The organism is Flavobacterium aestuarii, from assembly GCF_040049115.1.
Classification (GTDB): domain Bacteria; phylum Bacteroidota; class Bacteroidia; order Flavobacteriales; family Flavobacteriaceae; genus Flavobacterium; species Flavobacterium aestuarii.
Window position 1 is genome coordinate 204835 of record NZ_JBDLZZ010000002.1, and the last position, 25899, is coordinate 230733.

The window sequence follows — 25899 nt, forward strand, 5'->3', positions numbered from 1 at the left end:
GATGGATGAGATTCTAAAGTATTTTCCTAAACTGTCTGATGTTCAGATAGAACAGTTTCAAAAATTGGATTTTTTATACCATGACTGGAACGAAAAAATCAACGTTATTTCACGAAAAGATATCGATTCTTTATACACCAAACACATATTGCATTCTTTGGCTATTGCCAAAGTAAATAAGTTTGAGCCTGGTACTTATGTGCTGGATGTGGGAACAGGAGGAGGATTCCCAGGCATTCCATTGGCTATTCTTTTCCCAGAAACGCGTTTTTATCTGATTGATGTTATTGCCAAAAAAATAAAAGTGGTAAAAGCCGTTGCTGAAGCATTAGAATTAAAAAATGTAAAAGCTGAACAGATCCGTGCCGAAAATGTAAAAGGTGATTTCGATTTTATTGTAAGCCGTGCCGTGACCAATATGCCTGATTTTGTTTCGTGGATAAAAACCAAAATCAAAAAACAGCACAAACACGAATTGAAGAATGGAATTTTATATCTGAAAGGCGGTGATTTAACAGAAGAGCTGAAAGATTTCCCAAAAGTATCCGAATATAATATCTCCGATTTTTTTGAAGATGAATTCTTTGAAACAAAAAAAGTAGTGCATCTGCCATTGAAATTTGTTGCACCGTAGCCGAAAGTTATAAAGTCTAAAGAAAAAAATAAAATTAAATGATCAATACGTTTAAGTCATTCTGCCTTTTATTGGTGTTTTTAATGTGTGCCAAAGGAAATGCTCAAGATTCAGAAGCTGGGAATTGGTTCCTGTATTTTGGAAATCAAAAAATAAATAATCGATGGAATTTTCACAATGAAGTGCAGTATCGCAACTATAATTTTGCAGGAGATTTAGAACAATTGCTTTTAAGAACTGGGGTTGGTTATAATTTATCCGAAAACAATAATAATGTATTGCTGGGTTATGCTTTCGTTCATTCAGAACCATATATTGCTGGAACTGATGATAAAGTAAAAACAGATGAACACAGAATATTTCAGCAGTTTATAACCAAACAGCAATTTGGCAGAGTCAATATGCAGCACAGATATCGTTTTGAACAACGGTTTATCGAAGATGATTTCAAGATGCGCTTGCGTTATTTTCTTTCCTTAAATATTCCGATCAACAAGAAAGAGATGGATAAAAACGCTATTTATGCTTCTGCCTATAATGAAATTTTTATCAATACCGAGGGACCAGCTTATTTTGATAGAGACCGTATTTATGGAGGACTTGGGTATTGTTTTAGTAGAAGCTTAAAAATGGAAGTGGGAGTGATGTCACAAGTTCTGCAGAATTCCAGCAGAACACAATTCCAGATTATGTTTTTTAATAGTCTGCCTTTTTAGGTTTCTGGGTATTTAAAAAAAATAAACCCCGCAGGATTTCAAAATAACTTGAATCATGTGGGGCTTAAATCTTAAATCACAAATCGTTAATCTGCAATCATAAATCTTTTATTCTCCCAAAAACGGATATCTATAATCTGTAGGAGTTACAAATGTTTCTTTGATTGTTCTTGGAGATACCCAGCGCAATAAGTTCAATGCAGAACCTGCTTTGTCATTGGTTCCAGAAGCTCTTGCTCCGCCAAAAGGCTGCATTCCTACAATGGCTCCTGTTGGTTTGTCATTAATGTAGAAGTTTCCAGCAGCGTTTTGTAATGCAACAGTCGCTTCTTCAATGGCGTAACGATCCTGGCTGAAAACAGCTCCGGTTAATGCATATTCAGATGTAGTGTCAACCAATTTTAATGTTTCAGTCCATTGAGCATCCTCGTAAACATAAATCGTGATTACCGGTCCGAATAATTCGGTTTCCATTGTAGTGTATTTTGGATTTGTTGTTACGATTATTGTCGGTTCAATGAAGTAACCAACAGATTTATCATAATTACCTCCAGCAATAATTTCGGCATCCGCATCATTTTTGGCTTGATCGATATATTTTGCCAATTTATCAAAAGATCCTTCATGAATTACAGCGGTAATAAAGTTTCCAAAATCTTCTGGAGAACCCATTTTCATTGATTTTGTATCTGCGATTAATTGTTCTTTAACTGCAGGCCATAAACTTTGTGGAATATAAGCTCTTGAAGCTGCAGAACATTTTTGCCCTTGAAATTCAAATGCTCCTCGGACAATTCCTGTTGCCACTTGTTTTGGATTAGCACTTGGGTGAGCAATGATAAAATCTTTCCCGCCTGTTTCTCCAACTATTCTTGGGTAAGTTTTGTAATGGTGAATGTTAGTTCCAATTTTTGCCCAGATATCTTTGAATACATGGGTAGAACCTGTAAAATGGATTCCAGCAAAATCACGGCTTGCCAAAACAGTATCAGTAATCATCAATGCATCTCCAAAAACAACATTGATAACTCCATCAGGAACTCCTGCTTCTTTGAAAACATCAATTATAACTTTTGCAGAAAATACCTGGCTGTCACTTGGTTTCCAGATAACAACGTTCCCCATCATAGCAGCACTTGCAGGCAAGTTGGCAGCAATAGCAGTAAAGTTAAACGGCGTAATTGCATATATAAAACCCTCTAGAGGCCTGTACTCTAATCGATTCCACATATCAGATGCTGATTTTGGCTGATCTGCATAAATCTGGGTCATAAATTCTACGTTGAAACGTAAAAAATCGATCAATTCGCAGGCTGCGTCAATTTCGGCTTGATGAATATTTTTGGATTGCGCAATCATAGTTGCCGCATTTATTTTTGCTCTGTAAGGACCAGCAATTAATTCGGCTGCTTTAAGGAAAATAGCTGCTCTTTGTTCCCAAGCCATATTTGCCCAAGCCTCTCTCGATTCTAATGCGTTGGCGATGGCGTTTTCAATATGTGATTTTTCAGCTAAATGATACGTTCCAACAACGTGTTGATGATCGTGTGGAGCTGTCATTTTTCTGGTGTTTCCAGTTCTGATTTCTTCGCTTCCGATGTATAATGGAACATCGATTGTAGAATTCCACATCGTTTTATAAGCTGATAAAACTGAAGCTTTTTCTGGAGAATTTGGAGCGTAACTTTTTACAGGCTCGTTTACCGCTTTGGGCACATTAAAAAATCCTTTTAGCATGTCTTTTATAATTAATTAGTAAGCAATTATATAATTTGATGCAAAAGTACAAAGGAAAGATTGAAATTATGCTAAAAATGTCACAATTAAAGTCAATTTAATTTAATGCAAAAGGAGCACACATCCTAAATGTAGGAACAATTACTCGGAAAGATTTAGTAGAAGTAAAATTGATCATATTGAAATAACCTTTCATCGCTCCATAAGGTGACGATAATAAACAGCCCGAACTGTAAGTGTGCTGTTCGCCAGGTTTCAAAACTGGTTTTTTCCCTATAACGCCTTCGCCATCTACATATTCTAAATCATTCAGTGAATCATAGATTTCCCAGTGGCGTGAAGTCAATTGAACAGAGTCTTTACTGTGGTTTTCGATGGTAATTTCGTAACTGAAAGCAAAATGAATCTTGTAGTTTTTGAAGTACGTTCCTTCAAAACTAGTTAATACCGAAATTTTAATGCCTCTTGTTATTTGTGAAACCATGTTAATGAGCTAATTAAGTGCTGTTTGCTGACAAATCTACAAAAAAAATGAATAATTTATTTAAAAATTTTTAAAGTTTTAAAAGTTTTCTAATTTGTAATGTTTTGTGAATTTGCACTCCCTTTTCCAATCACTTTTACATAACGGTCGGTGTTGCTTTTGTAGTAAACTAATACTGTATAATCATTTTCGGTTTGATAGAAATTTCCATCAATTGCATTCTCCGAATCAATGAATCCTTTGTTATTTACTGTTACATATTGATAGTTGGTAAACCCTTGCTTGATTAAAATTGCCTTTTCATAGAGACCGTTTTTAGTGTTAAAATCCATTTTGTTTTCGGGAGTCATTGCATAATTATTGAACATTCCGACTACATAAACAGATGAATTGGGGTTTGCAAGAGGTGCTGAAAGACTGAAATATACCCAGGAATAATCGGATTCAATTTTGTTGTTTTCGGCATCAAATTTCCTTTCGCTAAAATTCCCGTTAAGGTCAGCATAATTGCTGTAAGGGAAACTGGATTTTGCATTGTTAACATATAAATGTGTATTGTAAATTTCATTTTCTGAATTTACAAAACTCACGTAGTTGTTAGCATTCTTGATGTCTTTGGTGTCGAAATTCAAAAATTCGTTACCCGCCCAAAACTGCGTTTCCATGTCGTATTTGTAAATAAAAACATTGCCTAAATTATATTGCGGAACAATGTTTCTAATTGCAGTATTGAAATTCCCGTTTTGAAGCAAAATCACTTTTAGATTCTGTGTTGGATTTTGAAATGGGATTTGGTCTCCATTGATTTCAAAATCCAGATTGTGTTTCGAATAAATGTATTTCACAGTCCGTGGCCTTCTGATTTTTAGAGGCACTGAAACCATGTTTTCGTATAATACAAAATATCTTTTCAGAACAACTTCCTTGTCCGAATTTAATATAGTCAGCACATAATTGCCACTTAATTTTATTGTGGTATAATTGTTAGGAATTGATAATTGGTAATGCGTAAAAATTTGCAAAGTGTTGAAAGAATTCACATATAGCTGAATTTTTTGGCTGTCAAACCCCGACAGATATTCGCTTTTTGGGATGTCTGTTGGCACCCAATTATAATCGCAATGTGTAATGTCATAATAGTAATCTGCTTCGTTGCCATATAAGTCATCAAACTGAAATTCGAAAGATTCACCAAGTCTAAAAATCGGAACCACATTCTGATTGTTCTGGACAAACGAAGCGGTCTTGATGTTATAAGGTGGTGCAACCTCGGTTTCGACTTGGGCAGTTACGCTCAGGCAAAAGAAAGAAAGAAGTAAAACAGCTATTGATTTCATTGGTGGCTTTAGTTCGTATGTCGTAAATATACAAATTATTGTGAAAGCTTAAGGCAGTAAGCACTAAGCTATAGGCAAAAGGCGTATTGCCTATAGCTTAAAGCTACTCTAATATAAAATCCAGGTTCTCCTCAATTTCGTCACCAATGAAATTTTCGTCCAAAAGCGAGTCGGATAGCAGTTTTTTGCTTTCCTGCAGGCGGATGATTTTTTCTTCGACGGTGTTTTTCGCGATAAACCGAACCACGTTGACTTTGTTCATCTGCCCAATGCGGTGCGCACGACCAATACCTTGTTTCTCTGAAAACGGATTCCACCACGGGTCGAGGAAAATTACATACGAAGCTTTGGTAATATTAAGCCCAACGCCACCAGCTTTTAGAGAGATAAAAAACAGCAAAGGTTTTTCCTGATTTTGAAAACGGGAAACCTGATATTCTCTGTCAGCGAGTGCCGTTTCGCCTGTAAGTTCGCAAAAATCGATTTTGTTTTCCTTGCACCAGTTTTTGTAAAAATTCAAATTGGATACGAACGAACTGAAAACAATCGTTTTTTGGTTGGATTGTACCAAAGTTTCCAGATAACGGGTCACGGCAATGTATTTTCCCGAATCCATTTCGGATTTAGAATCGATCATTTTTGGGTGATTACTCAACTGTCTCAAGCGCATCAAGGTGTTGATAATGCTGATTTTGTCTTTGCTTGGGCCTTCGGTCTTCAAAAGGAAGTTTCTCGCCTTGGATTTTTCCTCTTCATACAGTTTTTCCTGATCGGGTTCCATTTCACAATAAAAAATCTGTTCGGACAATTCGGGTAAATCTTTTAAAACCTGTTCTTTTGTTCGTCTTAAAATAAATGGAGTAATGAGGTTTTTTAGTTCCAATAAACAGTTTTCGTCCTGTTTTTTCTCGATTGGAAGTTTGTAATTTTCGGCAAAGAAAGCATAACTTCCCAATATATTCGGGTTGATGAATTGCATTTGCGACCATAAATCATCGAGCGAATTCTCTATCGGGGTTCCGCTCAGCGAAATTTTTGAACTCGCTTTTATTTGATTGATAGCCTTGAAAATTTTAGAGTTTTTGTTTTTGATATATTGACTTTCGTCCAAAATCAAATACCTGAAATTGTATTTTTCCAAAATCGAAATATCTCGGGAAACGATGGCGTAACTTGTGAAAATTAGGTCGTATTTTTCGAGTTTTTTCGAAAGTATTTTTCGGTCGTTGCCAATGTATTGCACTCTGCGGAAATGCGGAGTGAATTTTCGGGCTTCGGTGTACCAATTGAAAACCAAGGAAGATGGTAAAACAATCAATGCTTTTAGGTATTCTTTTGGCATCGGAATTTCGTTTCCAAACAAGTCTAGTTGAACATTTTCGGCTCTTTCAAAATCCAATTGTTCCTGTACGGCAACTAGTGTGGTTAAGGTTTGCAATGTTTTTCCCAATCCCATATCGTCGGCAAGGCAGGCTCCCAATCCATTGTTGTAATGTTCCAAAAGCCATTTGACACCGTCGATTTGATACGGCCGCAGCGTTGCTTTTACCAAAGGCGAAGCTTGGTATTCGATGTCAACCTGTAAACCTGCTGATTCTTTCAGTTCAGGAATGTTTTCCAAAACCGAGAAATTGCTTTTTGGCAGGGTAAGGGTTCCGTTTTGGATTTTTGCCAATTTTACCATCGGGCCGTAAAGCGTCATCCATTCTAGCGGAATCAGGAAATAATTGCCGTTTGGTAAAAGGAAAAGTCGGTTTCGGTTTTTTATATTGGGAATTATTTCGCTGAAATTAAATTCGAATGAGTCACAAACAACAGTCATTTTGATGTCAAACCAATCGCTTTTCACTTCATTAGAAAATTGAATTGATACTTTTTTAGTATTGATTTTTTTGCTGTCAATTTTTAAATCTTTAATTGAAAAACCACAAGATTCAAGTGTTTCCTGATTTTCAATCATCCATTGAATATTGGTGTAAGGATCTTGGTTTTCCGCTTTTGGCGAAAGTCTAAAAAAACCATTTTCGGTTTTGGACAAACCTAATTTCAATAATTTTTCTGTAAATAAAGTTTCAGCTTCGGAGCGTTTGTACTGAATGAGTTTTATGTTGTCCAAATCACTTAAATCAATTGAAGAATTGGTTTTTTTGCTTGAATTTAGTTCAAATGAATATCCATTGTAATCAAAAATTAAATTGAGGAAATAACTGTTTTTGAAAAAGTCCAATACCGGCTGAATGGCACAGGAAATGATTTCGTTTCGGGTTTCAATCTCAAAACCCGTTCCGGTAATGTTTGCTTTTTTTGCAATGTCTTTGATGAATTTTTCAAAATAGTCAGGAACCAATTTGGACGGAATTTCGATTGATTTTTTCGTCAAAAAAGGAGTGATTTTTTTTGAATTGATATGTTGCAAATGAAAAAGCTTTCGGTCAATAACAAGCCAGCCCGGTTCGTCCAAAAGAATTTCGATAGCGACATCTGATGGATAAAAAACAGTTTCATTGTCTTTTAAAGCCAATGTATAGGTGATTCCATTTTCGTGTTTGTCAAAATGGAGTTGGGTTTCCAATGCCGAATGATTGGTTGTAATCCTACTTTTTCTGAAATCTTTTTCCCTGTCTAAATTCATTGACAGCGGAAAATTCTCCTGCTTGACCAGAGAGTAGAATTGCTCCAAGTTGGTTTTGATGATTTGGCGAATGCCAAAAGCCAATTTGGAATCTTTCAGCAAATCGTCAATAGTTTTCGCCGATTTGCTGTTTTTGCTGAATTTTTTAAAGACTTTTTCGGGTTTTAAATCTTCGCAAATGGTCAGTGCTTTTTTGGTGTTGTTGTCCAAATTATCAAAAATAACCCCGAAACTTTCTAAGACTTCGGGGCTTGCTTTTTTATCTAAATAATTTATCTCGTTGGTTTGTTCAATGATATATGCCGTTGGAATAGGGCAGTTTAGTTTTTTTTCAAAACTAACATCAAAACAAAACAGGAAAGGATTTTTAGATTCCAAAAGTTAAAGGTTTTTAAACACGAATTTCACTAATTAACACTAATTCGTTCGTGCTAATTAGTGAAATTCGTGTCTGTTTTTAAGTTGTTTATTTAAAGCAAATAGGAATAATTTCGCCTTTTGCCAAGCAATATTTCTCTACCAATTCCGGCGCAATTTTATTGGTGTAATCTTCTTCGACAACAGTGAAACCGATGCTTCTTAGTTTGTCAAAATAATCACGTCCATAAATACGAACGTGGTCGTACTGCCCGAATATTTTGGCGCGTTCTTTTTGGTCTGTGATGCTGTCGTCTGCAAAGGTAACGGCTCTTGATAAATCCTGTGGAATTTGCAAAATAGCCATTCCGCCCGGTTTCAAAACACGGTACAATTCCTGCATCGCTTTGGTGTCGTCTGGAATGTGTTCCAATACGTGGTTGCAAAGAATTACATCGTATAGGTTGTCCTTAAAAGGCAAATTGCAAATGTCAGCCTTTACATCCGCCAATGGCGACAATAAATCGGTTGTGGTATAATCGAGGTTTTTTTGCTTGCGGAATAATTTATAAAAAGCCTGTTCCGGAGCAAAATGCAATACTTTCTTTGGAGCCGTGAAAAAATCGGTTTGCTCGTTCAGATACAGCCAAAGCAAACGATGTCTCTCCAGCGAAAGCGTACTTGGTGAAAGCACATTATTGCGTTGTGTTTCGTAGCCATAAGGCAGGAACGATTTAAAACTTCTTCCATCGATAGGGTCGGTGTATTTATCTCCCTTTAATGAAAAAGCAATAAATGGACGAACTACATAACTCAGTCTTATTAATAATGGACGAGGAATGATATTAAGAATTTTTTTAAAAGCAGATTTCATTTGATAAAAATTTAAACACGAATTTCACGAATTTACACGAATGAAAAGTGTGTAAAAAAAGAATTTCACGAATATTATATTAAGGTTAAAGAATTATTCTTTTGTATTTTAGACTGTCCTCTCCAAAATTAACTAGTAATCCTAGTCGGTTTTGTGATGCGGCAAGATAATTTAATGTTTGTTTTATTTCACTGCTTGAAAGTTCTTGAATTGCTTTTATCTCTAAAATAATTTCATCAAAAATCACAAAATCAGCAAAATAATAAGTTGGTAAAATAATCTCTTTATATTCGATGTTGAATTTTGATTCTCTGGAATATGGAATATTATTTTTTTTGAATTCATATTCTAAAGCATCTCCATAAACTTTTTCACTATGTCCTTTTCCAAGAATTTTATGAACCTCCATACAAAGACCAACAATTGTATAAGCTTCTTCCTTTAAATATAAATCGTGCATCTTTTGACGTTAGTGAAATTTAATAGATTTAGAATTCGTGCTAATTCGTGCAATTCGTGTTTTTCAAATTTAGTTAGTGAAATTTTAGTAGATTTAGAATTCGTGTCAATTCGTGAAATTCGTGTTTGTTTAAACCACCAAAGGCACTTTTCTAAATTCATCTTCTTCATTGCTTACAATCCCTAATTCTTTGTAGATATAATAGAAAGTCGATAGAATCTCAGGTTTTCCGTCTATGATGGCTACGTCGTGCTCAAAGTGTGCAGAAGGTTTTCCATCAGCGGTGGTGATTGTCCAGCCGTCTTTGTGCTGTTTGATGTTTTTGGTTCCCATGTTGATCATCGGTTCAATGGCGACAACCATACCTTCGATTAAAAGCTTACCTCTTCCTCTTTTTCCGTAGTTTGGCATTTCTGGATCTTCGTGCATTTTTTGCCCAACACCATGGCCAACCAATTCTCTAACCACACCATAACCGTGTGCTTCGGTATATTTTTGGATAGCATTCCCCACGTCTTCCACGCGGTTACCGGCACGCAATTCGCGGATTCCTACGTAAAGCGATTCTTTGGTTACCTGAAGCAGTTTTTTGGTTTCGGGAGCGACTTCGCCAATTTCGAAAGAGTAGGCGTGGTCTCCGTGAAAACCATTTTTGAAAGCACCGCAATCTACCGAAATCACGTCACCACTTTCCAATGGTTTATTGTTTGGGATTCCGTGTACTACCTGAGAATTTGGACTCATGCACAATGAATTCGGGAAGTCATAAAGTCCAAGAAAACTTGGAACAGCTCCATGGTCACGAATGAATTCTTCGGCTCTTTTGTCCAGATATAATGTGGTGACTCCTTCTTTTATTTCAGAAGCAATCATTCCTAATGTTTTTGATACGATTAACGCACTTTCGCGCATTAATTCTATTTCTTCACGGGTTTTTTGAATAATCATATTTGAGAATTTTCAGTTTGCAAAAGTACAATTTTAAAATTATTTTTTTTGGGTTGGGTTTGTTTTAATTTTTAAGGTTAGTCATAAAGAAATTAGTCAAATTATATTTTTTTCGCAGAGGCGTAAAGACGCAAAGTTTCAAGTCGTTTTCTTTGTGCTTTTGTGTCTGCGCGAGAGACAAAGTTGGATTGTTTTTTTGAAGCTATGAGAACAATCGTTTAGGACAGTCGATTAAATTCGTAAATTAGCTAGAAAATTATTTTTGTCAACTATGGAAATAAATGCAGAACAGGAAAACAGCAGAAAGGTGCAGGATTTGAAGAAAATGAAGCGGGTTGCACTTGCTCTTTTGGGATTTGCGGTAATTCTTTTTGTGTGTTCGAATATTTTTGAAATTGCTTGGCTCAAAGCGTTTAGCGAAGCCGCGATGGTTGGCGGAATAGCCGATTGGTTCGCCGTGGTGGCATTGTTCAGGCATCCGCTGGGGATTCCGATTCCGCACACGGCTTTGATTCCGGGCAATAAAGATAAAATTGGCGAGAATCTGGGAAGTTTTGTTTCGGATGAATTTTTGACAAGGGAAAAACTGGAAGTAAAAATTGAGCAATTCAATGTAGCTGTAAAAGCTTCGGATTGGCTGATTGATAAAAAAAATGCTAATCTAGTAGCTGATTTAGTTGTAGAAAATGTTATTCCGAGAGTTTTAAAAACAATTGATGATGAGGAAGTGAAAGATTTTATTCAAAAACAATTTAGTTCCAAACTGAGCAAATTGAATTTTGGCGAATGGCTTGCGCTAGGTCTGGAGGCTTTGGCAAAAAGTGAAAAACAGGAAGAACTGGTAACCAATGTTCTGAAAACACTTATCACTGAATTGGAAAGCAACAAGCATCTGATTGACGAAAAGGTGAAAAGCTCTACGCCATTTTTGTCTTTTGGCTTGGCCGACAAAAAAATTGCAAAAGGAGTTTTTAACGGACTATATGATTTTCTGGAACAAGCAAGCCAACAAGACAGTGCGATTCGGAAAAAAGTAAATGAATATGCGGCAGGTTTTATAACCCAGTTAAGGGATTCAGCTGAAATGCAGCAAAAAATCAATGATTTGGTTCTTGCTTTTGCCAATAAAAAAGAAGTGCAGGATTACATCAGCGGAATCTGGCAGGAAATTAAAACGGCTATTGATAATGATTTGGCCAAAAAGGAAGCATCATCGATCAAAAACAGCATTGCCAATATGATTCAAAGTTTTGGAAAAGGAATACAGGCAGATCAGTTGATGATGGACAAAATTAATGGTTTTATCAAAAATGATGTTTTGTCGGTGCTTATCAATAATAAAAAAATGATTGGGGATTTGATTTCTTCCACCGTAAAAAGCTGGGACACGGATGAAGTTGCCAAAAAGTTAGAAATGGAAATAGGAAGCGATCTCCAGTTTATACGGATTAACGGAACGCTTGTTGGCGGATTTGTGGGGCTTTTAATTTATGTTTTTGATTGGTTTTTGCTGCATCTTATTTAGAAATTAAAAGGACTGGTTTGTTGATGAGCATTGTCATCTTTTGCTTTTATTTATTGTTTTACTTTTGTTACAAATATTAAGATTTATGGGAAAATATATTACGGCTGAAGAAGCTGTGAAATTAGTAAAATCTGGAGACAGGGTTTATTTACAAGCAGCAGGAGCGACTCCAACAGTATTGGCGAATGCCTTGACAGAAAGAGCTTCGGAATTGCGAAATGTTGAAATTTGTCATTTGCATACCGAAGGAGAAGCGCGTTATGCCAATCCCGAATTATCCGAAAGTTTTCATGTAAATTCTTTTTTCATAGGAAGTAACGTTCGGCATACCTTAAAGACAGGGAATGGTTCTTATACTCCTGTTTTTCTTAGCGAGCTGCCATATCTTTTTAGAAATAATGTTATTCCATTGGATGTGGTTTTTATTCATGTTTCACCTCCTGATAAGCATGGATATTGTTCGCTGGGGGTTTCTGTAGAAGCTTGTGTTGCTGCAATTGAAAATGCTAAAATTGTCATTGCTCAGGTAAATCCCCAAATGCCGAGAACTTTTGGTGACGGAATTATTCATATCTCGGAGCTGAATTATCTGGTTGAAGTGAATGTGCCAATTTATACTCACGAAGTAGAACCGTTTACTCCTGAGGAAGATAAAATAGGAAGTTATATTGCGTCTTTGATTGATGACAGGAGTACACTTCAAATGGGGATTGGTTCCATTCCTAATGCCGCTTTGAGCAAATTAGCGAACCATAAAGATTTAGGACTGCATACCGAAATGTTCTCGGATGGTGTGATTGATTTGATCGAAAGTGATGTTATAAACTGTAATTATAAAGGATCTTTGAGAGGGAAGGTGCTGTCAACTTTTTTATTAGGGTCGAAGCGTTTATATGATTTTGTAAACGATAATCCTTTTGTTGAATTAAGGGAATCTTCTTTTGTGAACGATACAGCCCGTATCAGAAAAAATCCAAAAATGATAGCAATAAATTCGGCTATTGAAGTCGATTTGACTGGACAGGTTTGTGCGGATTCCATTGGCCCGCAAATGTATTCCGGTGTGGGCGGACAAATGGATTTTATCCGAGGTGCTTCGCTGAGTGATGGGGGCAAAGCCATTATTGCTTTGCCATCTATGACTAAAAATGGACAAAGCAGGATAGTACCTTTCCTGAAGCAGGGCGCTGGCGTGGTTACAACCCGAGGTCATATTCAATATGTAATTACAGAGAATGGTATTGCTGATTTAAAAGGCAAAACATTAAAACAGCGTGCTAACGAATTAATACGGATTACCCACCCTGATCATCAGGAAAGAATTGAAAAAGAGTATTTTTATCTGCTGAGCTAAGTTTATTGCTACACGCACTCGTTGGGTTTAATTTTTTTGACCACATAGATACATAGATTTTTTTCTGCTTAAAAGAGTTTGATATGACGTTTTATTTTTCACATAGCCAATCTATGCGGAAAATAGTATTATTTTCTATCAATTCTTTTGCGATTATCTATAGATCTATGTTTCTATGTGGTTAATTTTATTTAATATGGATTTCTCCCAACAGTTATTAATCAGGATTTGCAATGATTTTAAAAAGATCCGAATTGGAAATATAATAACGGTTTTCCAGTGCAATCTGAGCTAGATGTGAACTCACCAGATTGTTTTCCCTGGAATTGATCAGAAACAAGGAACTTTCGCCAATATTGAACAAACGTTCCTCGGCTTTTAGCATGGTGTTGTTGTCTTTGACCAAGTTTTTGGCCAAATCCTTTTGCTTGGAAAGCGACTGTATTTCTATTTTTTGAGCTTCAATTTTATTTTTTAATTGCTGTTTTTCAAGGCTCATAGCAAATTCGGTTTCCTGTACTTTGTATTCGGCGAGTTTTACGCCTCCTCTTTCTTTTCTTAGAAAAAGCGGAAAGGAAAAATCCAAGCCAATTTTATAATCTTCAAATTGGTAATTGTCAATATAACTGGGTTCTGAAAGATAGTAGTAACTCACATCAACTTTTGGGAGCAGCATGTTCGATTTTAATTTTTTGTCTACAGTGAGCATGTCGATTTTGCTCTGTAAAGCATTTATTTTTGGATGCTTTAAAATGTCAAAATCCAGATTGAGCAATTCGTTGGTTTTCAAGGTTTCCTGAATGGTGTTTTCCAGATTAGTATCGGGAATTAATATATCAGAAAGTTCCAGTGGAATATTATTGTCCAGCCAAAGAAAATTAGATAATTCCAATTTGGCTTTGTTCAGTTTCAGTTTAGAATCTTCGAGGCTCAATTGTCTGTTTTTGATATTGATGCCTGCTTCAACGCTGTCTATCGCTGGTTTATCTCCGTGCTGAATTGAAGCGATAATTCCTTTGTACCGAATTTCGGCATTGGTTTTATAGCTTTCATACATCTTAACTTCATTATAGTTTTTTTTCCAATTGAAATAAGCGATCGATGCGTCATACAAAACGCTGATAGCCTGTAGTTTTCTTTCAGCCTGGCTTAATTCAATCTGCATTTTTGCTTTTCGGATATCGGCCATTCGCTGATTGATAAATAAACCTTGTCCGAGCGGAACACTGATTCCAAAGGAAGTCAATCCGGTACTTGGAGTCGTGTTTTGCGGGTTCAGATAATATCCCTGATTATCATCAAAACTGGCTTTAAGTTCGATTCCGTACCACGTTGGAATTTTGAAACTGCTGTTCAAAATAGAATAGTATTCCTTGTCTTTGAATTGTTTTTTATCATAATCAACTTCTATTTTTGGGTCAAATGCACCACGGGCCGTCATCAGGTTTGCCTGTGATTTGCTCACTTCTAAATTGGCGTTTTTTACCATTGGATGAAACTTCTTTACATAACCCAAAAATTCATTGTAGGTAAATTGCTCGTTTGGTTTTTCTTGTGCGTTGGCTAAAAATCCAAAACAAACTAAAATGAGAAATAGTTTTTTCATTATTTTTTATCTTTTGAAGCTTTAGGATTCTGTTTGTAATAATTAGGAGGAAAACCGTTCAAGGTTCTCCATATTTCAAACCAGATTGGCACATTGTCTAGCAATGCAAGAGTTTGGGCTCCTGTGCCAATGCTCAATTCTTTCGGCCATTTGGCATCAGTTTTATCTGGTGCAATCAGAACTCGGTATTTTCCATTGTCACTGATGAAATTTTCGATGGCTACGATTTCGCCTCCAAAAGTTCCATACGAAATGTCAGGCCAGCCCGAAAATACTATTGTTGGCCAGCCATCAAACCAGACCCTGATTTTTTCGCCTTTGTGAATTAACGGTAAATCGATGGGGTTTACGTAGGTTTCTACAGCAATTTCATAGTTTGAAGGCATAAGCGTTGCAATTGCGGTCCCTTCCTTTATAGTTTCGCCAATACCTGATTGTAACGCTCTGTTGATGTAGCCGTTTTGCGCTGCCCTGATATAATACATTCCATTTCGGATGCTGTAGTTGGCGTATTGGTTTTCCAGTTTATTTACTTGAGCCTCGGTGTCGTATTGACTGCTCAGGGCGGTGTATTGGTCGCTTTTTGCTTTCGAAACTTTCTCGGAATATTCTGCGTTGATTCGGTTAATCTCAACCTGAGCATTGATATAATCGTTTTTGCTGGTCAAAAGTTTGTTTTCCTGAGTAATGATTTTTGCTTCTGCTTCCTGCAGTTTCATTCTTTTTTCTTCCAGATCACTCAAAGGTTTTAAGCCTTCCTTGTTAAGCTGAACTGAACGGCTGAATTGCGTATTGGCTATTTTTAGTTGTGTTTTTACAGCAACAAGATCCATGCTGTCACTTTGAATCTTGAATAGAGACTGCTTGATTTTATTTTGTGCCTGTTGTAGTTTTAGTTTCTTTTCATTTTCTATGTAGGTAATCTGGCTCGAAAGTGCCGTTACTTTTGATCCATAAGAAGCTAAGGATTGCTTTTTGGCCTCGACCTGATTTTTGGTGTTTGTAACCAGATTTGGATCCATATAATCCTCTTTTATTTCAGAAATAAATAAAATTGTATCTCCTTTTTTTACATAATCACCTTCCTGTACATACCATTTTTCAATTCGTCCCGAAATGACACTCTGAATAGATTGTGGCCTTTGATTGGGCTTAAGTGTCGTAATTGCACCCGATCCCGAAATGCTCTGTGTCCACGGCAGAAAAAGAGTAATCAGGGCAATTATAGAAGTTATTGCTATAATTTTATTCAGGACTTTATAATTAGAGCGTTTGCTTAAATTTTTTACAGTCTCATATTTGTTGAGGCTGCTGCCGTTTAATTTATTCTCAGATAAGTTTAACATAGTCAGTTACTTTTTAGTATCGATAATTATGGTTCCGTTTTCCAGAGTGATCAGGCGATTGCATTTTGTTTTCCAATATGGATTTTTAGAAGAAACAATTACTGTCCAATTATTTTTTTCGGATAAAATAAAATCAATGATTTCGTTTGCTGTATTTTCATCCATTGCATCTGTTGGATCCTCGTAGAAAAGGATTTTTGGCTTGTGAATAATGCTTCTTGCCAAAAGAATTTTTTGAGCATTAGATGATGATAATTGCTTGCCTTCGGGAAAAATCTGTGTTTCTAATGCGTTGGGCAAAGTCTTTAAAAAGGAAGTTAGCTGTACGCCTTCAATCGCCCATTTTAATTGCTCTTGACTGATACTCGTGTCATTAAAAGTGAGATTATCCAATATGGTTCCTTCGAATGGAGTTTCGCCACTAATAATTGTTCCAATCTGAGAACGGTATTGTTTTAAATCTATTTTTCTAAAAGTGTCATCATTAATATAAAACGAACCCGATGTAGGCTGCAGCAGTCCTGATAATAATCGGATTAACGTTGTTTTTCCAGAACCGTTCCTGCCATCAATAAATACTTTTTCGCCTTGATCAATTTTTATTGAAATTGAATTGAGAACAATGGCTTTTGTGCCAGGAAATTTAAATGAAGCATTATCGGTTTCCAATGAAATAGCGGTATAACAAGTGTTGTTTGCAGCAGCTGATTCTTCTTCGAAGCTGAGGTCTGTTACCTGCCCGATTTTTTCAACCGCAGTTAGTACATCATAAAAAGTTTCCAGTCCAACAATAATTTTTTCGACTGAAGTAATAACCAGCAAAATGATAATTTCTGCAGCCACAAACTGGCCAATATTCATTTCCTGACTCAAAACCAGGTAACCGCCTATGGCTAATAAACTAGTTGTGATTAGTACCTTGAAAAGGATAAGCTGTGTAAATTGATTTTTTATAACATTAAAATGTTTTTCACGGTAATTCAGATAATTGTTGACAATATTATTGGTTTTCTGCAAAGCAAAATCATAGTTTATCTCGTTGCGAAAGCTATTATTGTTGCGTGCCATTTCCTGAAGCCAGCCAGCCACTTTGTATTTGAATTTAGATTCTTTTAAACTTGTATCTAAACCTGAATTATAGGAAAATTTGAATATAAAATACAGCAGCAGCATTAATAGAAGCCCAAAAATGATAAAGGAGGAATGATAGAGCGACAGAAGAATAATTCCAAAAATGATCTGTAATAAAGCTGCCGAAAAGTCAATCAGTAACTTAGAGGTTCCTTTCTGGATATTGATCGTGTCAAAAAAACGATTGGCTAATTCTGGCGGATAGGTGTCGTGTAATTCTGAGAATTTTATTTTTGGGATCCTGGAAGCAAATTCAAATGAAGAGCGTACAAATATTTTTTGCTGCAGGTTTTCGGTAATTCGTAATTGCATTAACGATAAAATACCGCCCAAAGCAACTCCAATTACTACCAGAATAATAAGCACAATCCAAGAGGCACTTACTCTTCCGGATTGAATAAAATTTACAATGGCCTGAATTCCCAACGGCAGCGATAAGCTGATTAACCCCGAAAAGATTGCGTAGAAAAAAAGCTGAGAAATGTCCTTTTTGTCAAGTTTTAATAAATTATAAAAACGTTTTAATGGAGTCATATTTTTATTTTTTAAGTACATTTTCAATAAGGTTAAAATAGAAATCTGTGGGGCTCACAACTGCATTGCAATCGGTAATGGTTTTCATGTGTTCTTTCAGAAAATGCTGATGCAAAGCTCCTTCTACTATATTAGATGCCAGGCTTTTGGCGAAAATATAATCTGGATTTACTTCATTTATTATTGCAGTTATTCTGTTGATTACTCTTTTGTAAATAAAATAATAACCTTCTTTGTTTTCTTGGTCTACTTCCTTGGTGTGAAAGGTTTTGGTGAATTCGGCAATAATGATTTTGTTCAAAATCCCTTCATTTATATGAACCGTTTGCTGGTCATCTTCTATTTTTTCAGTAACAACTGAAATTGCTTTTTTTAATTTTTCCCAAGAATTGGAGTAGTTTGAGGTTGCAAAAACCAATCGATATTCCATCCAGCTCCAATACCATGAAGACAAGTAAACCAGTAATTTGTGTTTATTCTCGAAATACCGATAAATGGAGCTTTCGTTTGATCCTATTTTTTCTCCTAATTTTTTAAATGTAAAATCATCAAAGCCTATTTCATCTATTAAAATAATGCTCTGTTCAATGATTTTTTTTCCTAAAGCCGAAGTCTCTGGATCTTTTACATAAATCCTGGAGTTGACTTGGATTTTAATATTAGATAAGATTTGTTCCATTTTGAAATATTTATTCGCAAATATAATAGTAATACTTTTAATTTCGAGATTTTAACTTTTATTTATGCGTAAAAAAAAGCTGCTCGATTGGAGCAGCTTTTTAAAAATATAATTTAAAAAATTTTTATAGTAACGAATGACAAGTCATTGCGGCTGGCTGTTCAACTCCCATCAGAGCCAGGATTGTAGGGGCAATATCACCTAAAACTCCGTTGTTGATGTTTTTTAGATCTTTGTCTACAAGAATAATCGGCACTGGATTTGTTGTGTGAGCAGTGTTTGGAGAGCCGTCAGGATTTATCATTGTTTCGCAGTTACCGTGATCAGCAATTATAATGGTAGTATAATCATTGGCAAGAGCAGCTTCAACAACTTCTTTTACGCAGGCATCAACAGCTTCGCAGGCTAGTATAGCTGCACCCATAATTCCTGTATGGCCAACCATGTCACCATTGGCAAAGTTTAAGCATACAAAATCAACTTCACCTTTTTTCAATTCAGGAACCAAAGCATCTTTCAATTCATAAGCACTCATTTCTGGTTTTAAATCGTAGGTGGCAACCTTTGGAGAGTTTCTTAAGATTCTGCTTTCGCCTTCAAATGGAGTTTCCTGTCCTCCGGAAAAGAAAAATGTAACGTGCGGGTATTTTTCAGTTTCGGCAATACGAATCTGTTTTTTGTTAGCTTTTGATAGAACTTCTCCCAATGTTTCTGTGATGTTGTCTTTGTTGTAAACCACTTTTACATTTTCGTAAGTTTCGTCATAGTTCGTTAGCGTAACATAGTATAATTTCAATTTATGCATGTTTTGCTCGTGAAAGTCCTGCTGTGATAACGCTTCGGTCAATTCACGTCCTCTATCGGTTCTAAAATTGAAGAAAATAACCACATCATCTTCTTCAATAGTTGCAATTGGGTCGTGGTTGTTATCTACAATTGCCACTGGGGCAATAAATTCATCGGTTACATCTGCCTGGTAACTTGCGCTGACAGCAGCCACTGGATCAATAGCTTTGGCACCAGTACCATTTACAACCAAATCATAGGCTAGTTTTACACGTTCCCAGCGTTTATCGCGATCCATTGCATAATAACGGCCAATAATGGAAGCTATTTTTACAGGTGTATCTTGTATATAATTTTGTAAATCCTGAATATAGTCTATTCCTGATTTTGGATCTACGTCGCGGCCATCAGTAAATGCGTGAATGTAAACTTTTTTCAAGCCATATTGCTGAGAAGCGTCAATCAGGCCACGCAAGTGTGAAGTATGAGAGTGAACTCCACCATCTGAAACTAGTCCTAAAAAGTGTACTTTTTTGTCATTTTCTTTAGCGTAAGTAAAAGCATCAATTAAAACCTGTTCTTTGGCTAATGTTTTGTGTTCTACAGCAAGATTGATTTTGGCCAGATCCTGGTAAACAATTCTTCCAGCTCCAAGATTCATGTGTCCTACTTCGCTATTTCCCATTTGCCCTTCAGGAAGGCCAACATTTAACCCATCTGTTCGGAGCTGTGCATTTGGGTATTTTGTATAAAGACTGTTTATAAATGGAACATTTGCATTATCAATTGCAGAAACTTTCGGGTCAGGAGATTTCCCCCAACCGTCTAAAATCATTAAAATTACTTTTTTGTTCATGTTGTGAAATTTTTTGCAAAGATAATCCTTTCACAAACAATAAAAGTCAGTCAAAACCACTATTATACATAAAAAAGATAAGTGCAACAAATACTTAAAAATGTGTTGCAAAAAGTGATTTTTTATAAAAAAACTGCAAAAAAAAACCTCAAAATCAGCTGCTGAAATTGTGCTGTTTTGAGGAGGATTTTGTCTTGTAAAAACTAGAATGGGATTTAGTATTCTTATAAGCAGTTTAGCTGGAATATTATAACGTTTTTTTTACTTGATTATAGTCTATAAAATATTTCACGCTTACCGGTAAAACATGGTTTAAAACTTCATTATTGAGCAGGCTGGTGTAGTTGTTTCCAAAATCTTTATTGATCAGATTATCATATTTTGCAGCATTGCTTCGATACAAAACCGTCAGCTGGCTTCCGGGTGCAAACCATGACCATTAATAAAGATTTAAAAACTGGCTGCATTTATAGATTTAACTTATTGAAGTTATCTTGCAGTTTTGATGAAAAAAATGATTAAAATTTGTTTTTTGTAACATTATAATCAATGTAATAGCGCAGGCTTAAGGAAATAATATTGGTTAAATTACTGTTGAAAATGTCGCTTAGGTTATTAGAAATGTTTTTTTCGACCACATTGGTTTGTTCCAATGCATAATTTCGATACAGTATGATTATTTCGCTGCCAGGAGCAAACCACCAAGAGTAAGAGAGGTCTAAATTCCAGGAGTTAAAATTTCTGTTTTTGTTGAAGCTGTAATCTGGGTTTGGAGTCAGGCTTCCGTCATTTTGCAAAGTGAAAAATTCATGATTATCTGCATAAGACCAATAATAGCGAGCATCTAGATTTAAAGCCATTTTGTTGGTTAAGGCAAATTTTCCAGTAAGAACATTCGAAAGGATTTCCCGGTTTCTTTCTGCAAAAACAATTCCGCTGCTGTCATATCCCACGAAGCCTCTGTCATTTTTTCTATTCGAATACTCTAAGGCATATTCTAATGAAAACTGGTTGTTAAACCGATATTTTGGGTTAATATATATGCCGTAAGTGAGCCTGTTGTCTTCATCATATTTTGTCAAGCTGACTGTTGCATCTATCGTAAAGGCGTGATTTCTGTTCCATTCAAATCCAAAATAAGAATATGCCCTTTTTGGAACATAAACATACCGGCCATAAACACGAGGCTCATAAAAATCGTAAGTTTCCTGTGGTGTATATTGCAGTGAAAATTCATAATAGTTATTTTTTAAGGTTGAGGCTCCAATGGTGGTTTTTAAATAACCTTCTTGCATTTTACCAGTAGTATTCTGTATTTCTAAGTTTGCCTCCTGTGTTATTTTGAATGTGTTGAAGATAGAAGTAGGATTCAGGATCCTGTAGCTTAAGCTTCCATAAGCAGCGTGGTAGTTTGTATAGTAAATTAGTCCTAGGTCATTGATGTCGTAATCTTCGGAAATGTATTTTCCTGAAATTTCATAACGGATTTTGCCACTTGTTTTTTCAAAATTCAATGCAGTTTTATATCCATTATAATCCTCATAAGTGTTTATGGTACTGTATTTAAAATCGCCGTTCAAGCTGTAGCTGTTCTTTTTTGTGTTTAAATCAAACAAAAGGCCAGAAACATTTGCATCTCTAAATTCTCCATTACGGATAGTGTTTGTGTTGATGAATGTGATAGATGAGTTTTGATTGAAACGCTGATCGAGCACGAGGATGTTATAATTAGAAAGAGGCTCAATTACTTCTTTTCTGGATGCCAATGTTATGGTGTCTTTTATCTTGGCGTATGTTTTCTCGGTAACCGCATTCAAAAAACCAATTCCCAATCCTTTTTTTGTACGGCCAGATATTTTAATTGCATTGAGTAAATCGACAGTGCTTGGGTAATCGGTTATTTCTTCATTTTTATTTAGAGTTGGGTCGCCTGTTGGGAAACCGCCAATTCTCCTTGAGTAGAATAAGTTTCCTTTGGAAAACAGCTCGGTTCCTTCAGTAAAAAAAGGCCTGTTTTCATCCAGCTTTTGCTCAAAAGGCTCTAAGTTTAATATTGCATTATCAAATTTGGTCTGACCAAAATCCGGAACCAAGATAGCATCTAATGTAAAAGCATCACTGATGCCGTATTTTATGTCTAAACCGCCTTTGAATGTGTCATCTGACTGATTGTCATCTTTTTGCCTATAAAAGGAAGCATACGGAATAAAAAACAGCCGGGTAGGAGTCTGGATGTTTTCAATGCCCTCCAGTATTCCATTTTGAGTGAGTTCGGCCTCAATTTTTGTATCAATCAGACTCCATGAGTATGTCTGTACGTCCCGCTCTATGTTTCTGAGAAAATTGATGCCCCAGGTCTGCTTGTCCGAATTGGGAAAACGAATGGCCGCATAAGGGATTTTTATTTCTACTGTCCAGCCTGTTTCGGTAATAACAGCTCTGCTGTCCCAGATAGCATCCCACGAAAAATCTTTGTAATCTTCAGTTGCAATACAGTCGAGCTGAACCCCTGATGCCGTAACATAAAATCTAAAATCCTGCTGGCCATCATTGAAGCCATTGATAAAAACCGAAAAGTAATCACTAACTCCGAAACTGTCTCTATTGGTGATTTCCTTTTTTATTTTATCAGGCTCGTCATCAAGCATAACCGCAGCAAATATAAACAGCGTCATTATCGTATAAGATTTTTACAATCGTATTCTTATTATCATTTATGGGCTTGCCGTTGTCTGGCTGATACATAACGAAATCAGCAGCTATTTCTGCAGATTTCCATGCTTCTTCATTTAATTTGCCATCGATTGAAATCTTCGAAGTAATAGAATTCGTATGAATAGTTTTTTTTTTGGCATGAAGATGTACACTACATACAATTATTGAAAGAATAAGAATATTGCGATGTACAATCATAAAAAGTGGTGGTTTCTAAACAAAAATAGGAAAATTTATTAGAAAATAATTATTTGATTGTAAAGATTTTACGCTTAAAAACCGTTAAAGTGTTAAATATTATCGATAAAATGCGTTCTAAATTTTGATAAGTGATTATTATTTGTACTTTTGACACCCCAAATTAATTATAATGAATAGATATACAGTTGTTTATAGGCTGATGTTTTTATCGGCGGTTGTTTTCATTTTATTTGCATTTACAGGAACCTTAAAAGATAGTTCTAAAAGTATTACAAAAAAAGAAATCGTTTCGGTTGTAAAATCCAGTATTGATTCCAAAATTGATTTAGTTTATAATGCTTTGCAGGCCAATCAATTTCAATTGCCTAATCAACAATGTTTTGGTGAAGCTCTAAAAGGGTTTTATTCATTGAAAGAAAAAGGAATAATAAAAAGCAATATATTAACCCTTGTTGATTTTAGTCTTTCATCCAATGTGAAACGTCTTTGGATTATTGATTTGAACAGTAATATAGTATTGTTACAGACATTGGTTGCTCATGGCAGAAACACTGGTGAAGAGTTTGCTAATAATTTTTCAAATACGCCAGAATCTTTCAAAAGCAGCTTAGGGTTTTATGTAACTGGCGAAGTTTATAATGGCAAACATGGTATTTCTCTTAAATTAGACGGTTTAGAAAAAGGTTTAAACAGCAACGCACGCAATAGAGCTGTTGTTATTCATGGTGCCGACTATGTTTCGGAGTCTTTTATCAGAGACCACAAAAGATTAGGAAGAAGCCAAGGATGCCCAGCTGTTCCAGTTCAATTTGCTTCGGACATCATAACCATGATCAAAGGACAGTCTTGTTTATACATCTATCATCCTTCGCTTAATAATTCAAAACATAACAGGCTAATTTCGTAATTGAGTATATAAATCGGCATCTAGGTTGTAAATGTCGTTTCTAAAAATCAATTCGTTGTCCTCACTCCACGCTGTCCAGTACCATTGGTATATTGCATAGCGTTTTTTTATGCCTATAAAAAGTGTTTTTTTGGTTGCTACAATGGAATCCATTTTTTCTTTAGAAAATTGCTTTGGATTGTCTAATAGCAATTCAACCAGCTCTAATGGCTTTTCTACTCTTACACATCCGGAACTTAATGATCGATTGTGCCGTTCAAAAAAATTACGGTGATTTGTATCATGCAAATAAACGCTTCGCTTGTTTGGAAAATTAATTTTTACTACGCCTAGAGAATTATAATATCCAGGTTTTTGGACATAACGGTATCCTCTTGGTTTTTTTTCATTCCAATTTTGAGGATCAACTTCATTGTTTTTTGAATCATAGATTGCGATACCCTTGTTTTTTAAAAAGTTTCTGTCTTTTGTCAATTCAGGGATAATATCTTCTTTTAAAATAGTAGGAGGCACGGTCCATGTTGGATTGAATACTACAGTTTGAAGCAGCGATGTCAGGATGGGCGTTTTTCTTTTAATCGTACCTACCACAATTCGTTTGGTCATTGCAATATTTTGATCTTCTACAACATTTAAGCTGTAGTCTGGAATATTTATCAGCACATAGTTTTGAGCAAATGATTTTGCAAACCATCTCCAGCGTTCCAGATTGGCAATGATTTGATGTTTCCTGTCTTCTTTGCTGAAATTTAAAGCCGTTAGGGTTGATTTTCCAATAATTCCATCAGCAATTAGTCCGTGACGTTTTTGGAATTTTTTGACAGCTTCCACCGTTTTTTCATCATAACTGGAAGTAATGCTGTCAGTACTTTCTAAATCTTTCCAGTACAGCAGTTTTTTCTTTATAGCAATAATTGCCGGACTGTCTGCATTGGGCTCTATTTTTTCATCGGCAAGTATAGATTCTGTTTTATCTTCCGGAAATGTATTGATCAGCTCCAAAGCTTTTATTAATTTATGATAGGTCAGGGCCTTAGGCTGGCATTTTTGTATTTCACCTGCTAATGAATCTTTCTCTAAGGCATTATTTAAAATGGATTTAGTATCCAATTCGTTAATGTTTAAATCCCAATTGGAATACAGCAGTTTTGGGTTGAGTTTTCCGTTATGAAGGTGAATGAGGTATTTTTGGAAATTGTAGGTCAGCAGCAGATCATAATTTATTAGTTCGGATTCTTCGAGGTCTGTGAATTTTTTTTCTAATTCTAATAATTTTGAAATGTTATAATCTGCTGGATTTAGACCTTCTTCTTCGCATTTTTTAATTGTTTCAAGGATTATTTTTCTGTTCTTTTCAGATTGCCAGACAGTGTTGTTGTTTCTGGAATTATAAAAGTCGCGAAGAGATGTGTTATTAAAAGCATTAATTGACAGTGTGTCTATTTCAATAATGTCGCCTTCCCTGTCATTAGAATTGGAAATTTTGAAAGTTTCCAAATCGATGATAGGCTCTTTTTTACAACTTATAAATAGTAATAAAGCGACAAATAAGTAATATTTATTCATTTTGATTATTTTCCGTTCATTACACAATGCTTGTAATTCTTATACAGATGTTTTATGTATGCAAATGAAATTTATGCAAGCACTACTTGTATTATAATAGCTGTTGATAATTAGGGGATTTATCAAAAGGCTATAGTAAAGCTTCTTTAGAATTTTTATTTGCAATGTAAAACGATGTCTATGCATTAGCAAATTTTCAATTGCAAAGATGCTGTAATTATTTTAAAATACAGAAGCAATTCCTGTTAAAATTTCGCAGGTTTTTATAAATATCAGCATTTGGTTAATTATATATACCCTTTTTTTGAGGTGCTGTTTATTTTTTTCGAAAAAAACCCAAGCAGATAACTGGTAATTACTGGTATTTGTGTTGTGGATTATCCGAGTTTCAAAAAAAGTAAAATCATAACTTTTTAATTTTAAAATGGTTGTAAATATTATTGAAAAATGTATATTTATTTTTGAAAAAAAATTTGCAATTAACTGTTTTTATTATTTATCTTTGCACCTCAAT

At 35.4% G+C, this 25899-nt stretch carries 20 protein-coding genes and 1 pseudogene; 5 read left to right on the plus strand and 16 right to left on the minus strand.

What is annotated here, in order from left to right:
• Nucleotide 1 precedes the first annotated feature (1 nt).
• Together rsmG and ABEG11_RS02855 are read left to right on the plus strand one after the other, a co-directional pair.
• The gene (gene rsmG / locus ABEG11_RS02850) at nt 2–634 is read left to right on the plus strand and encodes a 16S rRNA (guanine(527)-N(7))-methyltransferase RsmG (RefSeq protein WP_348822689.1); all 633 of its coding nucleotides are present in this window, start codon (nt 2–4) and stop codon (nt 632–634) included.
• A 38-nt stretch (nt 635–672) separates the two neighbouring features.
• Nucleotides 673–1350, plus strand: a complete 678-nt coding sequence (locus ABEG11_RS02855; protein ID WP_435302824.1) for a DUF2490 domain-containing protein — start codon at nt 673–675, stop codon at nt 1348–1350.
• A 108-nt stretch (nt 1351–1458) separates the two neighbouring features.
• Here the strand turns inward: ABEG11_RS02855 and pruA are convergent, their stop codons facing one another.
• The 7 genes from pruA to map all read right to left on the minus strand — a co-directional run bounded on the left by pruA (nt 1459) and on the right by map (nt 10179).
• Nucleotides 1459–3087, minus strand: a complete 1629-nt coding sequence (pruA, locus tag ABEG11_RS02860; RefSeq protein ID WP_348822690.1) for an L-glutamate gamma-semialdehyde dehydrogenase — start codon at nt 3085–3087, stop codon at nt 1459–1461.
• A 97-nt stretch (nt 3088–3184) separates the two neighbouring features.
• Nucleotides 3185–3571 carry a Co2+/Mg2+ efflux protein ApaG gene (gene apaG / locus ABEG11_RS02865; protein ID WP_077370225.1) on the minus strand — a complete coding sequence of 129 codons (387 nt, stop codon included), beginning with the start codon at nt 3569–3571 and terminating at the stop codon, nt 3185–3187.
• An 89-nt stretch (nt 3572–3660) separates the two neighbouring features.
• Nucleotides 3661–4908 (minus strand): type IX secretion system plug protein, encoded by a 1248-nt coding sequence (locus tag ABEG11_RS02870; protein WP_348822691.1) that lies wholly within the window; start codon nt 4906–4908, stop codon nt 3661–3663.
• Nucleotides 4909–5011: 103 nt separating this feature from the next.
• Nucleotides 5012–7918, minus strand: coding sequence for a DEAD/DEAH box helicase (locus ABEG11_RS02875; RefSeq protein ID WP_348822692.1), 2907 nt, complete (start codon nt 7916–7918; stop codon nt 5012–5014).
• Nucleotides 7919–8006: 88 nt separating this feature from the next.
• The gene (locus ABEG11_RS02880; protein WP_348822693.1) at nt 8007–8771 is read right to left on the minus strand and encodes a class I SAM-dependent methyltransferase; all 765 of its coding nucleotides are present in this window, start codon (nt 8769–8771) and stop codon (nt 8007–8009) included.
• An 85-nt stretch (nt 8772–8856) separates the two neighbouring features.
• On the minus strand, nt 8857–9231 hold the full coding sequence (locus ABEG11_RS02885) for a GxxExxY protein (RefSeq protein WP_348822694.1): 375 nt from the start codon (nt 9229–9231) through the stop codon (nt 8857–8859).
• Between the two features lie 129 nt (nt 9232–9360).
• Nucleotides 9361–10179, minus strand: coding sequence for a type I methionyl aminopeptidase (gene map, locus ABEG11_RS02890; protein WP_348822695.1), 819 nt, complete (start codon nt 10177–10179; stop codon nt 9361–9363).
• 271 nt (nt 10180–10450) lie between these two features.
• On the opposite strand from map, the gene ABEG11_RS02895 reads away from it, so the two are divergent.
• Nucleotides 10451–11704, plus strand: a complete 1254-nt coding sequence (locus ABEG11_RS02895) for a DUF445 domain-containing protein (protein WP_348822696.1) — start codon at nt 10451–10453, stop codon at nt 11702–11704.
• 85 nt (nt 11705–11789) lie between these two features.
• Nucleotides 11790–13058 carry an acetyl-CoA hydrolase/transferase family protein gene (locus ABEG11_RS02900; RefSeq protein ID WP_348822697.1) on the plus strand — a complete coding sequence of 423 codons (1269 nt, stop codon included), beginning with the start codon at nt 11790–11792 and terminating at the stop codon, nt 13056–13058.
• Between the two features lie 217 nt (nt 13059–13275).
• On the opposite strand, the gene ABEG11_RS02905 is transcribed toward ABEG11_RS02900, so the two are convergent.
• The 8 genes and pseudogenes from ABEG11_RS02905 to ABEG11_RS02935 form a co-directional block, all read right to left on the minus strand.
• On the minus strand, nt 13276–14664 hold the full coding sequence (locus ABEG11_RS02905) for a TolC family protein (protein ID WP_348822698.1): 1389 nt from the start codon (nt 14662–14664) through the stop codon (nt 13276–13278).
• Nucleotides 14664–16010 (minus strand): HlyD family secretion protein, encoded by a 1347-nt coding sequence (locus tag ABEG11_RS02910; RefSeq protein ID WP_348822699.1) that lies wholly within the window; start codon nt 16008–16010, stop codon nt 14664–14666. Before ABEG11_RS02910 ends, ABEG11_RS02905 begins: the two co-directional genes overlap by 1 nt.
• A gap of 6 nt (nt 16011–16016) precedes the next feature.
• Nucleotides 16017–17675: a peptidase domain-containing ABC transporter gene (locus tag ABEG11_RS02915; protein ID WP_348822700.1), complete on the minus strand. Its 1659-nt coding sequence runs from the start codon at nt 17673–17675 to the stop codon at nt 16017–16019.
• A 4-nt stretch (nt 17676–17679) separates the two neighbouring features.
• A complete protein-coding gene (locus ABEG11_RS02920; RefSeq protein ID WP_348822701.1) occupies nt 17680–18354 on the minus strand; it encodes a TetR/AcrR family transcriptional regulator in 675 nt (224 codons plus the stop codon).
• Between the two features lie 124 nt (nt 18355–18478).
• Nucleotides 18479–19996: a 2,3-bisphosphoglycerate-independent phosphoglycerate mutase gene (gene gpmI, locus ABEG11_RS02925; protein ID WP_348822702.1), complete on the minus strand. Its 1518-nt coding sequence runs from the start codon at nt 19994–19996 to the stop codon at nt 18479–18481.
• 247 nt (nt 19997–20243) lie between these two features.
• Nucleotides 20244–20417 (minus strand): annotated as a pseudogene (locus tag ABEG11_RS19075) (DUF5916 domain-containing protein); the annotation flags it as partial.
• 97 nt (nt 20418–20514) lie between these two features.
• Nucleotides 20515–22671, minus strand: coding sequence for a DUF5916 domain-containing protein (locus ABEG11_RS02930; RefSeq protein WP_348822703.1), 2157 nt, complete (start codon nt 22669–22671; stop codon nt 20515–20517).
• Nucleotides 22637–22909 carry a DOMON domain-containing protein gene (locus ABEG11_RS02935; protein WP_348822704.1) on the minus strand — a complete coding sequence of 91 codons (273 nt, stop codon included), beginning with the start codon at nt 22907–22909 and terminating at the stop codon, nt 22637–22639. The genes ABEG11_RS02930 and ABEG11_RS02935 overlap by 35 nt, the downstream gene beginning before the upstream one ends.
• Before the next feature lie 172 nt (nt 22910–23081).
• Here ABEG11_RS02935 and ABEG11_RS02940 point away from each other — a divergent pair, with 172 nt between their 5' ends.
• A complete protein-coding gene (locus tag ABEG11_RS02940; RefSeq protein WP_348822705.1) occupies nt 23082–23819 on the plus strand; it encodes a murein L,D-transpeptidase catalytic domain family protein in 738 nt (245 codons plus the stop codon).
• Here the strand turns inward: ABEG11_RS02940 and ABEG11_RS02945 are convergent.
• Nucleotides 23808–25385 (minus strand): L,D-transpeptidase family protein, encoded by a 1578-nt coding sequence (locus ABEG11_RS02945; protein WP_348822706.1) that lies wholly within the window; start codon nt 25383–25385, stop codon nt 23808–23810. The two genes, ABEG11_RS02940 and ABEG11_RS02945, sit on opposite strands and share 12 nt — an antisense overlap.
• Nucleotides 25386–25899: the final 514 nt, after the last annotated feature.

What these genes read in the sequence shown, in the direction of transcription:
- rsmG (WP_348822689.1), top strand. Translation starts at nt 2, where the DNA reads ATGGATGAGATTCTAAAGTATTTTCCTAAACTGTCTGATGTTCAGATA.
- ABEG11_RS02855 (WP_435302824.1), top strand. Translation starts at nt 673, where the DNA reads ATGATCAATACGTTTAAGTCATTCTGCCTTTTATTGGTGTTTTTAATG.
- pruA (WP_348822690.1), bottom strand. Translation starts at nt 3,087, where the DNA reads ATGCTAAAAGGATTTTTTAATGTGCCCAAAGCGGTAAACGAGCCTGTA.
- apaG (WP_077370225.1), bottom strand. Translation starts at nt 3,571, where the DNA reads ATGGTTTCACAAATAACAAGAGGCATTAAAATTTCGGTATTAACTAGT.
- ABEG11_RS02870 (WP_348822691.1), bottom strand. Translation starts at nt 4,908, where the DNA reads ATGAAATCAATAGCTGTTTTACTTCTTTCTTTCTTTTGCCTGAGCGTA.
- ABEG11_RS02880 (WP_348822693.1), bottom strand. Translation starts at nt 8,771, where the DNA reads ATGAAATCTGCTTTTAAAAAAATTCTTAATATCATTCCTCGTCCATTA.
- ABEG11_RS02885 (WP_348822694.1), bottom strand. Translation starts at nt 9,231, where the DNA reads ATGCACGATTTATATTTAAAGGAAGAAGCTTATACAATTGTTGGTCTT.
- map (WP_348822695.1), bottom strand. Translation starts at nt 10,179, where the DNA reads ATGATTATTCAAAAAACCCGTGAAGAAATAGAATTAATGCGCGAAAGT.
- ABEG11_RS02895 (WP_348822696.1), top strand. Translation starts at nt 10,451, where the DNA reads ATGGAAATAAATGCAGAACAGGAAAACAGCAGAAAGGTGCAGGATTTG.
- ABEG11_RS02900 (WP_348822697.1), top strand. Translation starts at nt 11,790, where the DNA reads ATGGGAAAATATATTACGGCTGAAGAAGCTGTGAAATTAGTAAAATCT.
- ABEG11_RS02905 (WP_348822698.1), bottom strand. Translation starts at nt 14,664, where the DNA reads ATGAAAAAACTATTTCTCATTTTAGTTTGTTTTGGATTTTTAGCCAAC.
- ABEG11_RS02910 (WP_348822699.1), bottom strand. Translation starts at nt 16,010, where the DNA reads ATGTTAAACTTATCTGAGAATAAATTAAACGGCAGCAGCCTCAACAAA.
- ABEG11_RS02915 (WP_348822700.1), bottom strand. Translation starts at nt 17,675, where the DNA reads ATGACTCCATTAAAACGTTTTTATAATTTATTAAAACTTGACAAAAAG.
- ABEG11_RS02920 (WP_348822701.1), bottom strand. Translation starts at nt 18,354, where the DNA reads ATGGAACAAATCTTATCTAATATTAAAATCCAAGTCAACTCCAGGATT.
- gpmI (WP_348822702.1), bottom strand. Translation starts at nt 19,996, where the DNA reads ATGAACAAAAAAGTAATTTTAATGATTTTAGACGGTTGGGGGAAATCT.
- ABEG11_RS02930 (WP_348822703.1), bottom strand. Translation starts at nt 22,671, where the DNA reads ATGACGCTGTTTATATTTGCTGCGGTTATGCTTGATGACGAGCCTGAT.
- ABEG11_RS02935 (WP_348822704.1), bottom strand. Translation starts at nt 22,909, where the DNA reads ATGATTGTACATCGCAATATTCTTATTCTTTCAATAATTGTATGTAGT.
- ABEG11_RS02940 (WP_348822705.1), top strand. Translation starts at nt 23,082, where the DNA reads ATGAATAGATATACAGTTGTTTATAGGCTGATGTTTTTATCGGCGGTT.
- ABEG11_RS02945 (WP_348822706.1), bottom strand. Translation starts at nt 25,385, where the DNA reads ATGAATAAATATTACTTATTTGTCGCTTTATTACTATTTATAAGTTGT.